Here is a 14,124-nt window from a genome sequence, read left to right as displayed (position 1 = left end):
GGGTCAGACCCAGGTTTGCCGGGTTTAAGGCAAGTCGAAGAGCAGGACTTCAACTTCCTCCGCGCCGGACAAGGTCACCGTCGTCTCGCCGGTAATCTTGGCAGCATCACCACCTTTCAAGGCGGTGCCGTTGACAGTCAGCGCGCCGCGGATGACGTGGACATAAGCCTGGCGGCCTTCTGCCAGCGTATGCACCACATCGCCGCCGCCATTCAGGATGGAGGCATAGATGAAGGCATCCTGGTGCACCAGCACCGACCCATCCCGCCCGTCCGGAGACGCGACCAGCCGCAAGGCGCCGGTTTTGCTCTCGGGCGTGAAATGCTTCTCCTCATACCCAGGCTCGATCCCGCCCTGCGAAGGCTGGATCCAGATCTGCAGGAAATGCACCCCCTCGCGGTTCGAGTGATTGTATTCCGAGTGCCGCACGCCGGTACCTGCCGTCATGCGCTGCACGTCGCCATACTTCAGCACCGAGCCGTTACCCATGCTGTCCTTGTGCTCCAGTTCCCCGCTCAACACGTAGGAGATGATTTCCATATCGCGGTGACCGTGGGTGCCGAAGCCCTGGCCTGGCGCCACCTTGTCTTCGTTAATCACCAGCAGCGGGCCGAAACCAACGTGTTTCGGATCGTAGTAGTGACCAAAGGAGAAGCTATGACGGGAATCCAGCCAGCCAAAATTGGCAACACCACGTTCTTCAGATTTGCGAACTTGTAACATGTTTATCTCCTTGTGCGATAATTTCGATCAGATGTTTCACAGTATAGGCCCGCTTTATGATGTTAAAAAGCGAATAATTTGCCTTCATATGATCGAAAATTTCGAATGCTCAGATTAAGCCTGGAAGCCCTGCAGATCGTGGATGCCATCGACCGCGGCGGCTCGTTCGCATCCGCTGCGCGTGAATTGTTCCGCGTGCCATCGACAATTTCCTACACGGTCGGCAAGCTGGAAGAGGAGCTGGGCGTGCAGGTGTTCGAACGTATCGGCCCGCGGGTCGAGCTGACCCCGGCCGGGCGCGAGCTGCTGAAGGAAGGGCGCTACCTGCTCAAGGCGGCGGGCGACCTGGAGCAGCGCGTGCGGCGCGTGGCGTCCGGCTGGGAGACGGAACTGACCGTCGGCCTGGATTCCATGTTCGGCGCCGGCGTGCTGATGGACGACGTGCGTGCCTTCTATGAGGTGACGCAGCAGACGCGCCTGCGGCTGGCGCAGGAAACACTGGGCGGCAGTTGGGAAGCCTTGCTGGAGCGGCGCGTGGACATCGTGGTCGGCGCGCCGGGCGACGGACCGGCGGGCGGCGGCTACGTGTCGCAGCCGATCGGCCAGTTGAAATGGGTGTTTGCGGTCGCGCCGCAGCATCCGCTGGCGCAGGTCCGGGGCCGCCTGGGGCGCAACGAACTGCAGCTGCACCGCGCCATCGCCACTGCCGATTCTTCGCGCCTGCTGGCGCCGCGCACGGTGGGCCTGGTGCTGGGGCAGGACACGCTGACCGTGCCAACCATGCAGGCCAAATTCGACTGCCAGCGCGCGGGGCTGGGATTCGGCTTCCTGCCCGAGCGCTGCGCGCGCGAAGCCATCGCCGCCGGCCTGCTGGTGGAAAAGGAGGTCGAGGAGCCGAAACCGGACGAAACCTTCTACCTGGCCTGGCGCAGCGGCGAGTCCGGTGCGGCCTTGCGCTGGTGGCGGCAGCGCATGTCCGAACCCGGCATGTTCGACCGGCTTTGCCACCACCTGCCTACTGTTGCGCACGATCAATAAGCGCGTCGATGCGGCGGCATTCGTGTTGACGCCAGCCAACTGTTTCGGAGTACCATAAGATTTGTTTCATTGAGAGCCAGTGCGCATGTCCGAGCTTGCAACTCCTGTGTTCCTGAAGCTTTTGGCCAACCGCCAGGGAAAACCGGGCGGCTTGCTGTTTTGCGGCAGCGGGGAGCCGGCCTTGCCTGTGGAATTGCGCGAACTGGCCGTCAAGCTGCCGTGCTTTTACCGGCAGCAGCTGGATGGGCAATTGGCGGCGGGACTGGCCGAACTTGGCTTCCAGCGCATGCAAGTGGCGGCTTTGCAGCGCAGCGATACCGAACTGGCGCTGCAGCCAGAGGCCCTGTGGGTGGAAGGCGACTGGCCGCTGCGCGCGCCAGCCAGGTCCAGCGTCGCGCAGGCAGCGTCGCGCGCGACGGCGCTGCAACTGGTGCAGCTGGTGGTCAACGACGCCGCCACCCACGAAATCGAAGACATCCTGCGGCGCGACCCGACGCTGTCCTACCAACTGCTCAAGCTTGTGAATTCGCTGGCCATGGGCGCGGGCCGCAAGGTGACGAGCTTCAGCCAGGCGATCCTGATCCTGGGCCGCCAGCAATTGCGGCGCTGGCTGAACCTGATGCTGTTCGCCGCCCGCAGCGACGACGTGCGTTCGCCCATGCTGCTGGCGCGCGTGGCGGTGCGGGCGCGCACCATGGAACTGCTGGCGCGGGAAACGGGGCTGGGCAAGCAGGTACAAGAGCAGGCCTTCATGGCCGGCATGTTTTCGCTTTTGGGTGTGCTGTTCGGCGTCCCGCTTGGCGAGCTGCTGGCGCCATTGAACCTGGGCGATGCGACACAGCGCGCACTTTTGGCCAAGTCGGGCGAACTGGGTGAGCTGCTGGCATTGGTGGAAGCAGCGGAGCACAGCGACCTGGTGGCCGTGGCCATGGGCCTGGAGGCTTTGCAGCTGCCGGCGCTGGAGTTCAACCGCATGGTGGTGGCGGCGAACTTGTGGATGCTGGAGATGACCAGCGAAATGAGCGGCCATGGATAAGGATCGCATTGCCCATTGCCTGGCCCTGAGCCAGCTGGCGCGCGGCCAGCAGGGCGAGGCACAGGCGGCTACGCTGGCAGAACTGGAAGCTGCGCTGTGGGGCATGCAGCCCGCGGCGCAGGCAACGCCGGTCGCTGCGCAGCTGATGCTCGATCACTTGGGCTACGTCACCGGGTGGAATGAAGGCGCCGAGCAGTTGTTCGGCTATCCGGCAGCCGAAGCGCTGGGCCAGCACGTACTGTTCCTGTATGCCGAAGATGACGAAGACGGCGACATCGCGGAGATGGGCGGTCATGCTGTGGCCGACGTGCGCCGGCGCAAAAAGTCCGGTGAAACGATACGGGTGCGCTTGGACATTGCCCTGCTGCGCGACGAGACCGGCCAGCCGGACGGCATGCGCGTGCTGGTGGCGCCGCTGGTCGAGGGTTTGACGCTGCAGGAGAAGACCCGCCTGCACGCGCGCATCCTCGAAGAAGGAGACCAGGGGGTGCTGATCACCGATGGACAGGAGCGCATCGTATCGCTCAACAGCGCCTTCACGCGCATCACCGGCTACACCGCGCCGGAAGCACTGGGCAAGACGCCGGATTTGCTGCGCTCCGGCCTGCCGGATGCAGACTTCCCGGCGCGGGTCAAGGCGGCCATGGCGGGCGCGCCGCCTTGGCGCGGGGAGATCCTGGGCCGGCGCAAGGATGGTGAGCTGTTCCCGCAGGCGGTCACCGTCAGCGCCGTGCGCGGCGAAGACGGCGCGATCAGCCACACTTTTTCGCTGTTCTCCGACATCAGCGTGCACAAGGATGCCGAGGCGCGCATGCAGCGGCTGGCCAATTACGACACCTTGACCGGCCTGCCGAATCTCGGCCTGTTGCTGCAGTTGCTGGGGCAGGCCATGACCGAGGCGCGCCGCAAGCAGGAGCACGGCGCGCTGCTGGTTATCGAGATCAATCGCCTGAGCGCGATCAGCGATTCGCTGGGCCATGAGGTCAGCAACTCCCTGCTGGTGGAAGTGGGGCGCGTGTTGCGCCAGGTCTTGCGCGATGAGGATATCCTGGCGCGCCTGGACGGCGGCAAGTTCGCCGCTGCGCTGCCGCAGATTGAAAAGCGCGAGCACGCCGCGATCGTCGCGCAAAAACTGATCGCAGCCTTGGAGGCGCCCATCCAGGTAGGCACGCACAGCCTCCAGGTCAGCGCCCACGTCGGCATTGGCGTTTATCCGGAAGACGCACAGGAGGCATCGGAACTTGTGCGCGGCGCCGAAGCGGCGATGTCGCGCGTGATGCCGGGCCAGGCGCCGGCCCTGCTGTTCTACAGCGAAGAAATGAACCAGCGCGCCAAGGAGCATTTGCGCATCGAAAGCGAACTGCGCCAGGCGCTGGCCAACAAGGAACTGCTGCTGTACTACCAGCCGAAGGTAAGCCTGCGCAGCGGGCGCGTGGTCGGCGCCGAGGCGCTGCTGCGCTGGCGCCATCCGGTGCGCGGGCTGGTGTCGCCGGGCGTGTTCATCCCGGTGGCGGAAGAAACGGGCCTGATCCTGGACCTGGGCAATTGGGTGCTGGAGGAAGCCTGCCGCCAGATCGCGGCCTGGCGCGACGCCAACCTGATGATGCCGCCGATTGCCGTCAACCTGTCGGCGCGCCAGTTCGACAACCAGTTGCCGCAGCGCGTGGCCGACGTGATGGCGCGCCACCAGGTCCCGCCCGAGCAGCTGATGCTGGAAATGACCGAAAGCCTGCTGGTGCGCGGGGCCGATAATGTGATCGCCATCATGAACAAGCTGGTGGCGATGGGCTTGTCGCTGGCGCTGGACGATTTCGGCACTGGCTATTCCAGCCTGGCCTACCTGAAGAAATTCCCGATCAGCACCCTGAAGATCGACCGCGCCTTTGTCATCGGTTTGCCGTTCGAAGAAAACGATTGCGCCATTGCGCGCGCCATCGTGACCATGGCCAAACAGCTGAGGCAGGAGATTGTGGCCGAGGGCGTGGAAACCATCGAGCAGATGAGTTTCCTGCGCGAGCTCGGCTGCGACCAGTTGCAGGGCTACCTGTTCAGCCAGCCTATTCCCGCGGCGGACTTCGAGCGCATGCTGGGTGAGGGCAAGCGTCTGGCCGTCACGGGCCGGCAGTCAACGCTGGCTCTATAAAATTTGCTCATCGTGGATCTTTTGTGGGGCCACCCTGCGGAGCAAACTATCCCTGACGAAAATCGAAAGGGATTGCCATGCTGGACTACTACTACCTTGCAACGCCCCCGGGTCAGCAATTGCTGATGATCCTGGAAGAGAACGGTTTGCCCTACAGGCGTCTCCCACAGCCTGCGACACTGGCGCTGGCAGGCCAATGGCTGAGCAGCTCGCAGACCGCCCCCGAACTGGATGGGGTGCTGCCATGAGGCGCGGCGATGCGGGGAAAATGGTGTCGGTGGCGGCGATCTGGGGCGCGTCTTACCTGTTCATTCGCGTTGGCGCGCCGGCGTTCGGCGCGGTGGCCATGGGCGGTGTGCGTGCTGTGGCGGCGGCGCTGCTGTTGCTGCCGCTGCTGCTCTGGCGCGGACAACTGGCGGCGCTGCGCCGGCATTGGCGCGGCATCGCTTTCGTCGGCGTGAGCAATGCCGCGCTGCCTTTCCTGCTGTTCAATTACGCGGCCTTGACGATCCCGGCGGGATTGTCTTCCATCCTGAGCGCGACCACGCCCTTGTTCGCGGCGCTGCTCGGCGCGATCTGGCTGGGCGATCGCCTGACCCTGGGCCGCATGGCCGGGCTGGCGCTGGGCTTTGGCGGCGTGGTGCTGCTGGTGGCGGGCAAGTTGCATTTCCTGCCACAGCACGATGTACTGAACACCGCGCTGGCTTCGCTGGCTTGCCTGGTGGCGACGCTGCTGTACGGGATCTCGGGTAATTTCAGCAAGCGCTATCTGTCGGAAGCGCCGCCGCTGGCGGTGGCGACAGGCAGCCAGGTGGTGGCGGCCATCCTGCTCGCCGGTCCGGCGCTGGCCTTGTGGCCTGCCGAGGCACCTTCGGCCAAGGCCTGGGGCGCTGTGCTGGCGCTGGCGGCGCTGTGCACGACCTTTGCGTATGTGCTGTTCTTTGGCTTGATTGCCCGGCTGGGCGCCAGCAAGGCGATGAGCGCGCTGTTCATGATTCCGGCGTTCGGCGTGCTGTGGGGGTGTCTGTTCCTGGGTGAGTCGCTGACGTGGCAGATGGCGGGGAGCTGCCTGGTGATCCTCGCGGGATGTGCGCTGACCACCGGGCTGCTGCCGGAACCGTCGCGTTGGACGGTCCCGTTCATGACGCGGCGCGTTTAACGCTTGTCATCGTTTTTGTGGCTCTGACGGCCAGCTTCGGCATGCTGTTCAGGCGTGCCGCCGCGGGTACCGCCGCTGCTGCCACCGCTGCCACTCTGGCGGCTGCCGGAGTCGGAGGAGCCGGACTGGCGGTTGCCGTCATTTTTGTGGCTCATGCTGCCGGCTTTGCGTGCTTCTTCCGAGGTGAACTCGTGTGCATTGCCGGAAGCATGGGCTGCCTTGCCGCCTTCGCTGGCGATCTCACGCTGCTTTTGCGGGTCCATCGAAGCGAAGCCACGGTTGCTGGTGTCGCCCGACTGTTTATTGCCGCCGCGGTTGTCTTGGTTACTGGATGCCATGATCATCTCCCATTTCGGTTCAAGGAGTCGTCATGGTAGGCGCGCAGGCGGCGCCAATTAATCAGAACACGCTACCAGTGTTTGTAGGACAATGGCTAATTGAAATGAAATTTTTCAGGAGGCGCCATGTTCGGCCTCGAGCGCTTTGTCACTGCACAGGAAGGCGTCTACCAACAGGCGGTTAAGGAACTGTCGGCTGGACGCAAGCGCAGCCATTGGATGTGGTTCATCTTTCCGCAGCTGGCCGGCCTGGGTTACAGCGCCACAGCGCAGCATTACGCGATCAGTGGGCTGGCCGAGGCGCGCGCTTACCTGGCGCATTCCGTGCTCGGGCCGCGCTTGCGTGAATGCAGTGCGCTGGTGCTGGCTGTCCAGGGAGCCACGGTCCATGGTATCTTCGGGTCGCCGGACAATATGAAGTTCCATTCCTCGATGACGCTGTTTGCACAGGCGTCGCCCGGGGACGCATTGTTCCGCGATTGCCTCGACAAATATTTTGGCGGCGTGCCCGACCAGGCCACGCTTGATTTACTGGACAAGGAAAGACAATGACCCGAAAGATTCTCGACGACGCACACCTGCATCCGGCCATCCGCGAGCGCGTGGCCAGGAACCACGCCGATATCGTGGCCGAGGTGCAGGCTGCCGTCGCGGCCAACCGCGTAGTGGTGGTGGGCATGCGCGGGAATCCGTTCCCGAAAAAAGCGCGCAAGCTGCTCGATGCGCAAGGCGTGCCGCATGCCTACCTGGAATACGGCAGCTACTTCAGCATGTGGCGCCGCCGTACGGCTTTGAAGATGTGGACTGGATGGCCGACCCTCCCGATGATTTTCGTCGACGGCGTCTTGATCGGCGGCTTCTCCGACCTGGAACGCCTGGTCGAAACGGGCGAGTTCACTGCCATGGTGGCGCCGCGCCTGCCGGCATGATGGAGGCGCTGCCGTTGCGCCTGAATCCAGGCGACGACCTGCGCGGCGCCGTCGAGCAGGCCTTGCGCGATGCGGGCGCCATGGCGGGTTACCTGGTGCAGGGCATCGGCAGCCTGTCGGTGGCGCAGATCCGCTATGCGGGCCTGGCGCAGCCGACTGAGCTGCTGGGCGACCTTGAGATCCTGACGCTGGCCGGATCGGTGGCGCCCGATGGGGCGCACCTGCACATGATGCTGTCCGATGCGCGCGGCCGCGTGTTCGGCGGGCACGTGGGGCGCGGCTGCATCGTGCGTACGACGGCGGAATTGCTGCTGGTGCTGCTGCCTGCGCACAGCTTCTCGCGCGAGCACGATCCGCTGACCGGTTTTGCGGAACTGGCGATACGGCCGGCTCCGGCGGCTTAGCGGCGGCTTAGCGCCGCCCGCAGCGCAGCGGATCGAGCAGGGCGCGCAGGTTGTTATGGTCGATCTCGTACATCAGGGCCAGGAGCGCGCCCAGCTCTCCTTTCGGAAAGCCTTCGCGCGCCATCCAGCCAAGGTAATGCCCTGGCAAGTCCGCCAGCTTGCGGCCTTTGTACTTCCCGTAAGGCATATCGCGCGCCACCAGCATTGCCAGGTATTCAGGGTTCATTACAGTGCTTTCACAGGGATGCAGATGTCGCAGGTGAAGCTGCCGCCGGTCTGCGTGGCCAGGCTTTCATAGCGTTCAAAGCATGGGCGTTCGTCGCATTGCAGGCCGCTGGATGGCAGCCATTCGTTCATCAGCCGGTTCCACACCGGACCGATATCGCGCGGCGATCCAGTGTAGCGGGTGACCGCGTAGCGTCCGCCTGGGAGGCTGGCGACGCTGAATTGCCCGCCCGGCTCAAAGCCTTCCGGGATTTCAACGCAGGCGTCGTAGCGGCATTTGTCGGCCGGCGTGACGCTCGGGTCGTCGTGGCCGATGCCGTAGCAGGTGGCGTGGGCCAGGCCGTTGCCGAGGATCCAGGGCATGATGGTGGCGTCCCAGAATTGTCCGATGGCCGGGCCGTACGGGCCGATGTGGCGGCGGTAGGCGATGCGGGCTGGCGGCAGGTCGATGACTTTGACTTCCATTTTTCGAGCTCCATGGTGGTTGTTGGAGCCCAGATGTTCGCCCGCCGCGCCACCGCCGTCCTGATCGTGTTTGCTGTTCGCCTGATCAGGATTGCTATGTTGCGCGTCGATCTCCGCCAGCCAGGCGGCGATGCGCGCCGGCGTATTGTTGCGCCATTCGGTCGGGGTGCTGCCGAAGCGGAGCTTGAATGCGCGCGCGAACGCCTCGCCCGAGCCAAAACCGGTCGACAGTGCGACCTCCAGCACGGCGCCGCCGGCGGCGAGCTTGTGCGCAGCCACTTCCAGCCGGCGCCGCCGCACATAGTCGCCCAGCGTCTCGCCCATCCATGCCGCGAACAGACGGTGGAAATGGTAGCGCGAGAAGTTGGCGATGTCGGCCAGGCCGGGCAGGTCCAGCTGGCCGTCCAGGTTGCGGTCGATGTAGTCGAGCACGCGGTTCATGCGGCGCTCGTATTCGCTGCGCGGATCGTTCATGCCAGCGGGTAGATGCGATCGAGGCTGCCGGGGCCGAAATACTTTTCGTATTCCTTGGCGGCGTAGGAATCCATCATGCCGGAGATGTAGTCGGCCACCAGGCGCTCGCGCGAATCCTTCAGGCTGCGGATGGCGGGTGGCAGCAGGATGCCGCCCTTGTTGTAGTGTTTGTCGGTGAGGACTTCAAAGAGGCCGCGAATGATTTTCTCGCCGCGCTTTTCGTACAGCTGCACGTCTTTCTTGCGCAGGATGGCGCGCCACAGCAGGCTTTTCAGGCCGCGCGCCAGCAGGCCCTTGCTGCGGTAGCCCAGTTCCGGACCATGCTTGCCCTCAGTCACGGCGATGTCGCGGCATAGTTCATGCACGATCTGCGAGGTCAACTCCTTGCGCAGCACGATGGAATATTCTTCCGAGCTTTCCTGCATATCGCATTTGAGTGCTTCTTCGTGGGCGTGGTTGGCGATGCTGGCGAACTGCTCGTAGGCAGCGGAGAAGTCCTTGCTGATCCTGAATTCGTGGACGATCTCGCCCCAGGTGATGATGCCGAAGCTCAGGGCGTCTTCCACGTCGTGTGCGGCGTAGGCGATTTCGTCGGCCAGGTCCATGATCTGGGCGTCGATGCTCTTGCGCAGCGAGACGCCGTGCGCGGCGAGCTGCGCCGACAGGAAATCGTAATCCTCGTCGTACAGGAATTTCTTCGGATTGTCGGCCCGGCGCTGGAAATACTTGGTGATGCCGAGCAGCGAGCGCACGGTCAGGTTCAGGCCCGCGTAGGCGTGATGCTTTTTCTCCAGCGTGCGCAGGGTGCGGAAGGCTTGGGCATTGCCTTCGAAGCCTCCATGTTCGGCGACCAGTTCGTCCAGAATCTTTTCGCCGTAATGGCCGAAGGGCGGATTGCCGATATCGTGCGCCAGCGAGCAGGTTTCCGACACGACGCTGCGCTCCAGGCCCAGGTCGGCGGCGATGGAGCGGGCGATCTGCGCCACTTCCAGGCTGTGCGTCAGGCGGTTGCGGTTGAAGCGGTTGGCGTCGACCCCGAGCAGCTGCATTTTGCCCTGCAGGCGGCGGAAGGAGGACGAATACAGCACGCGTGCGTAATCGCGCATGCATTCCTCGCGGCCCTCGCTGCGGCCGTCGGCCTGGCTGTGGACGCGGTATTCGAGCGGCAGTACCAGCGCCTCCTGGGCGCGGGCAAAATCGATGGTGGTTTGATCGTACATGAGGGCGATTGTACATTCGGGTGTATATTGCAGCCCAAATTTGTTTCATCGCTGGATAAAACATGTCACCTGTTTCACTCTTCATTGTGGTGCTGGCCTATTTCGGCCTGCTGCTGGGCGTCGCCTGGACCACTTCGCGCAACGCCAATAACGACAGCTTCTTCATCGGTAACAAGAATTCGAACTGGATGCTGGTGGCCTTCGGCATGGTCGGCACCACGCTGAGCGGATTGACCTTCATCAGCGTGCCGGGCGCGGTGGGGCGCGACGGCTTTGGCTACCTGCAGATCATGATCGGCTATTTCATCGGCTATATCGCGGTGGCTTATGTGCTGCTGCCGCTGTACTACCGCCTGAAACTGACTTCAATCTACCATTATCTTGACGTACGCCTCGGCCGCCGTTCCTACCAGAGCGGGGCGGCGTTCTTCATTTTGTCGCGCACCCTGGGTGCGTCGGCGCGCCTTTACCTGGTGGTGAACATCCTGCAGGCGACCATCCTCGATAGCCTGGGCGTGCCGTTCTGGCTCACCAGCCTGGTGATCCTGGCCATGATCCTGCTGTACACCTACGAAGGCGGCGTCAGGACCATCGTCTGGACCGACACCCTGCAGACCATCGGCATGCTGTTTGGGCTGGTGGCGTGCACCGTCTTCCTGCTGCACGAAATGAACCTGGGCGTGCTGGAAAGCCTGGAGCATATGCGCTCCAGCGGACTGGCGCGCGTATTCACCAGCGATATCGACAGCCCGGCCTATTTCTGGAAGCAGGTGCTGGCGGGCGCCTTCATCGTGGTTACCATGACCGGCATGGACCAGGAAATGATGCAGAAGAATATCTCGGTGCGTACGCTGGCCGATTCGCAAAAGAATATGCTGGCGCTGAACCTGATCCTGGCGGGCGTGCTGGCGCTGTTCCTGTTCCTGGGCGGGCTGCTGCACCTGTATGCGCCGCAAGTGGGCGTGAGCGCCAGCGGCGACAAGATTTTCCCTGCCGTGGCGATGGGCCATTTGCCGGCCGCATTGCAGCTGGTCTTCATGCTCGGCCTGATCAGCGCCTTGTTCCCGAGCGCGGACGGGGCGATCACCGCGCTGACTTCATCCTTCTGCATCGACATCCTCGGCCTGAAACGGCGCACTGACTTGGGCGAGGGCGCGCAATTGCGCATCCGCCACCGCGTGCACCTTGGGTTCTGCGCGCTGTTCCTCCTGCTGGTGATGGCTTTCAAATGGATCGACAGCGCCAGCATGATCGGCGTGATCCTGAAGCTTGCGGGCTACACCTACGGGCCGCTGCTTGGCCTGTTTGCCTTCGGCCTGCTCAGCAAACGGGCGGTGAACGACAAGCGGGTGCCGTGGGTGGCGCTGGCGGGACCTTTGCTGTGCGCACTGGCCGACTTCAACCAGCAGGCGCTGTTCGGCAGCTATCGCATTGGCCTGGAACTGCTGGTCATCAACGGGATGCTGGTCATGGCTGGGCTGTATCTCATTTCTTCACCCGATAAGGCGAATGTCGCTTATAGTGTGAGGTAGTTACATTTTTTGCATTAGGAGTAGTGATGTCTTGCTCTGTTTTCTCGTATATCCGAGGTGGTTTCGCCTGGTTCTGGCGTGCGGTCGACAGCAGCCGCCGCGCGACCATGAACTTCATCTTCCTGCTGGTGGTGATTTTCCTGATCGCGGCCATCGCCGGCGGCGGCGTCAAGCCCCTTGGCGACAAGACCATGCTGGTGCTGAACCTGGAAGGCGCGCTGGTTGAACAATCGGCCGGCAGCAGCCGTGATGCGCTGATGGCCGGACTGGCCGGCGGCGAAGTGCACAAGTCCGTGCAGCTGCGCGACGTATTGAACGTGCTCGATGCGGCAGCCAAGGACCCGCAAATCGGCGGCGCCGTGCTGGTGCTGGACGAGATGCAGGGCGGCGGCCAGGCCATGCTGCGCGAGATCGGCGCCGCGGTGGACCGTTTCAAGGCCAGCGGCAAGAAGGTGGTGGCGTGGGGCTCGAGCTACAACCAGCGCCAGTACCAGATCGCCATGCATGCCGATGAAGTCTACCTGCACCCGATGGGCGCGGTGTTCCTGGAAGGCTTCGGCAAATACCGCAATTACTACCGCGATGCGCTGGACAAGGTGGGCGTGACCGTCAACCTGATGAAGGTCGGTACCTACAAGAGCTTCGCCGAACCGTACATTGCCAACGGCCCGTCGCCGGCGGCGGCGGAAGCCGATGCCTTCCTGTACAACGACCTGTGGGCGCGCTACACCGCCCAGGTGGAGAAATCGCGCAAGATGCCGGAAGGCTCCTTGATGAAGGCGATCGACAACCTGCCGGCCCTGGTGGCCGAGGCCAAGGGCAACTTGGCCAAGGTGGCGCTGGATGCGAAACTGGTCGACGGGCTGAAGACCAAGGACGAACTGCGCGTGATGATGACCAAGCTTGGCGTGGACGATCCTTCGGTCAAGTCCTTCCGCCAGGTCAGCTACCACGATTACCTGGCCCGCGTATTCCCTAAACTGACGGGCGATGCGATCGGCGTCGTGATGGCGGTGGGCGAGATCAGCGACGGCGACGCGCCGGCCGGCCAGATCGGCGGCACGTCCACTGCACGCCTGGTGCGCCTGGCCCGTGAAGACAGCTCGATCAAGGCAGTCGTGCTGCGTGTCGATTCACCTGGCGGCAGCGCTTTCGGTTCGGAGCTGATTCGCCGCGAGCTGGAACTGACCCGCGCAGCGGGCAAGCCGGTGATCGTTTCGATGGGTAACGTGGCGGCATCCGGCGGTTACTGGATTTCGATGGCGGCGGACGAGGTGATTGCCGATCCGGCCACCGTGACCGGTTCCATCGGTGTCTTCGCACTATTCCCGACCGTGGACAAGGTGATCGACAAGCTGGGCATCCACACCGCCGGCCAGACCACCACCTGGCTGGGCGATGCGGCCAATCCGCTGCGTCCGATGGACCCGCGCTTCGGCCAGTTGATCCAGGGCGCAATCGGCCACACCTACGAGGAATTCACCAGCAAGGCGGCCAAGGCGCGCAATACCACCGCGGACAAGATCGATGCCGTCGGCCAGGGCCGCGTGTGGACCGGCGCCCAGGCGCAGGAACGCGGCCTGGTCGATACGCTGGGCGGCTACAAGGATGCGCTGAAGGCTGCGGCGCGCCGCGCCAAGATCACGGGCGAGCCGCGCGTGGTGTACATCGAGCGTGAACAGACGCGCTTCGACAAGGTACTGGAATTCTTCGGTGCTTCGTCGGCCAAGGCGGCTGCCGCCAAGGCCTTCGGCGAGCAGGCGCGCGGTTCGCTGCTGCCGGCCGGCGTGCCTGCCGGCGTGGCGACCGAAGTGGTGCAGGACCTGGGCTGGCTGAATGAAATGACTGCACAGCGCAAGCCGTTCATGGCGCTGACCCATTGCCTCTGCAGTTCACCTGACTAGTTTGTAGCAGCGTTGTAAGCAGTTGTTACAGCCCAAAAAACCGCCGGCCCGTCCGGCGGTTTTTCTTTTGCCGGCCCGCGCCGCCGGCCCTGCCGGGCGCCTGACCCTGTGGGTGAGACACCGCCTTGCCGGTTTTTGTCCACATACCCACGAAAACCGGTAACCCCATGTCTGACCCGCAGGGTCAGACACGCCCCCTGCAAGCGGCGCGGGCTGCTCTCGAAGTAGCCGAATTGTTTCTGATGTTTCGTGCCTAACTTATTCGGGCAACAGGCGTGTGCTAGAGTCAATTCAGATATCACTCCAATAAGAAAGGGTCGCCATATGGAGACTCCAACAACACCTGATGCACGTACGAAACCGCAGGCCAGCCGCCGTGCGCGCTGGATCGGCGGTGCCGCTGCCCTGGCCGGAATGCTGGTCCTGGGCGGCCTGGCCTGGTACCTGACCCATCGCGGCCCGGCCGATGATGGTCCCGGCGCAGCGGCGATGGCGGGCGCCGGCGGACGCGGTGGCGCAGCAGGCGCCGGCGGC

Annotated in this window: 15 protein-coding genes and 1 pseudogene; 11 read left to right on the top strand and 5 right to left on the bottom strand. The window is 63.8% G+C overall.

Annotated features, from left to right (window positions below; genetic code table 11):
• Positions 1-24: 24 nt before the first annotated feature.
• On the bottom strand, positions 25-723 hold the full coding sequence (locus GM658_RS25485) for a pirin family protein (RefSeq protein WP_155456882.1): 699 nt from the start codon (positions 721-723) through the stop codon (positions 25-27).
• Between the two features lie 105 nt (positions 724-828).
• On the opposite strand from GM658_RS25485, the gene GM658_RS25480 reads away from it, so the two are divergent.
• From GM658_RS25480 to GM658_RS25460, 5 genes are all read left to right on the top strand, one after another.
• Positions 829-1,761, top strand: a complete 933-nt coding sequence (locus tag GM658_RS25480) for a LysR substrate-binding domain-containing protein (protein ID WP_155456881.1) — start codon at positions 829-831, stop codon at positions 1,759-1,761.
• An 85-nt stretch (positions 1,762-1,846) separates the two neighbouring features.
• The gene (locus tag GM658_RS25475) at positions 1,847-2,797 is read left to right on the top strand and encodes an EAL and HDOD domain-containing protein (protein ID WP_155456880.1); all 951 of its coding nucleotides are present in this window, start codon (positions 1,847-1,849) and stop codon (positions 2,795-2,797) included.
• On the top strand, positions 2,790-4,940 hold the full coding sequence (locus tag GM658_RS25470) for a putative bifunctional diguanylate cyclase/phosphodiesterase (RefSeq protein WP_155456879.1): 2,151 nt from the start codon (positions 2,790-2,792) through the stop codon (positions 4,938-4,940). Before GM658_RS25475 ends, GM658_RS25470 begins: the two co-directional genes overlap by 8 nt.
• A 77-nt stretch (positions 4,941-5,017) precedes the next feature.
• Positions 5,018-5,188 carry a thioredoxin domain-containing protein gene (locus tag GM658_RS25465; protein ID WP_155456878.1) on the top strand — a complete coding sequence of 57 codons (171 nt, stop codon included), beginning with the start codon at positions 5,018-5,020 and terminating at the stop codon, positions 5,186-5,188.
• Entirely contained in the window at positions 5,185-6,099 is a 915-nt protein-coding gene (locus GM658_RS25460) for a DMT family transporter (protein WP_155456877.1), read from the top strand. The genes GM658_RS25465 and GM658_RS25460 overlap by 4 nt, the downstream gene beginning before the upstream one ends.
• On the opposite strand, the gene GM658_RS25455 is transcribed toward GM658_RS25460, so the two are convergent.
• Positions 6,096-6,437 carry a KGG domain-containing protein gene (locus tag GM658_RS25455; protein WP_155456876.1) on the bottom strand — a complete coding sequence of 114 codons (342 nt, stop codon included), beginning with the start codon at positions 6,435-6,437 and terminating at the stop codon, positions 6,096-6,098. The two genes, GM658_RS25460 and GM658_RS25455, sit on opposite strands and share 4 nt — an antisense overlap.
• Positions 6,438-6,563: 126 nt before the next feature.
• Between GM658_RS25455 and GM658_RS25450 the strand changes: the two genes are divergently transcribed.
• From GM658_RS25450 to GM658_RS25440, 3 genes are read left to right on the top strand one after another with little or no spacing between them, the layout of a single operon-like run.
• Positions 6,564-6,989: a DUF1810 domain-containing protein gene (locus GM658_RS25450; protein ID WP_155456875.1), complete on the top strand. Its 426-nt coding sequence runs from the start codon at positions 6,564-6,566 to the stop codon at positions 6,987-6,989.
• Positions 6,986-7,366: a glutaredoxin gene (locus GM658_RS25445; protein ID WP_155456874.1), complete on the top strand. Its 381-nt coding sequence runs from the start codon at positions 6,986-6,988 to the stop codon at positions 7,364-7,366. The genes GM658_RS25450 and GM658_RS25445 overlap by 4 nt, the downstream gene beginning before the upstream one ends.
• Positions 7,366-7,770, top strand: a complete 405-nt coding sequence (locus tag GM658_RS25440; RefSeq protein ID WP_155456921.1) for a PPC domain-containing DNA-binding protein — start codon at positions 7,366-7,368, stop codon at positions 7,768-7,770. Before GM658_RS25445 ends, GM658_RS25440 begins: the two co-directional genes overlap by 1 nt.
• Before the next feature lie 7 nt (positions 7,771-7,777).
• Here GM658_RS25440 and GM658_RS25435 read toward each other — a convergent pair whose 3' ends face one another.
• From GM658_RS25435 to dgt, 3 genes are read right to left on the bottom strand one after another with little or no spacing between them, the layout of a single operon-like run.
• Entirely contained in the window at positions 7,778-7,996 is a 219-nt protein-coding gene (locus GM658_RS25435) for a DUF3820 family protein (protein ID WP_155456873.1), read from the bottom strand.
• Positions 7,996-8,934 (bottom strand): AraC family transcriptional regulator, encoded by a 939-nt coding sequence (locus GM658_RS25430; protein WP_211841935.1) that lies wholly within the window; start codon positions 8,932-8,934, stop codon positions 7,996-7,998. Before GM658_RS25430 ends, GM658_RS25435 begins: the two co-directional genes overlap by 1 nt.
• A complete protein-coding gene (gene dgt, locus GM658_RS25425) occupies positions 8,931-10,154 on the bottom strand; it encodes a dGTP triphosphohydrolase (protein WP_155456872.1) in 1,224 nt (407 codons plus the stop codon). Before dgt ends, GM658_RS25430 begins: the two co-directional genes overlap by 4 nt.
• Positions 10,155-10,216: 62 nt before the next feature.
• Here dgt and GM658_RS25420 point away from each other — a divergent pair, with 62 nt between their 5' ends.
• From GM658_RS25420 to GM658_RS25410, 3 genes and pseudogenes are all read left to right on the top strand, one after another.
• Positions 10,217-11,686 (top strand): sodium:solute symporter, encoded by a 1,470-nt coding sequence (locus GM658_RS25420; RefSeq protein ID WP_155456871.1) that lies wholly within the window; start codon positions 10,217-10,219, stop codon positions 11,684-11,686.
• Positions 11,687-11,712: 26 nt separating this feature from the next.
• Positions 11,713-13,590: a signal peptide peptidase SppA gene (gene sppA / locus GM658_RS25415; protein ID WP_155456870.1), complete on the top strand. Its 1,878-nt coding sequence runs from the start codon at positions 11,713-11,715 to the stop codon at positions 13,588-13,590.
• Positions 13,591-13,914: 324 nt separating this feature from the next.
• Positions 13,915-14,124, top strand: a pseudogene (locus GM658_RS25410) (efflux transporter periplasmic adaptor subunit); the annotation flags it as partial.

It is taken from the genome of Massilia eburnea (assembly GCF_009720745.1).
In the GTDB taxonomy this organism is placed as follows: Bacteria; Pseudomonadota; Gammaproteobacteria; order Burkholderiales; family Burkholderiaceae_D; genus Rugamonas; species Rugamonas eburnea.
Note: the sequence above shows the minus strand (reverse complement) of the source record. Positions and strands in the feature narration are given on the sequence as shown.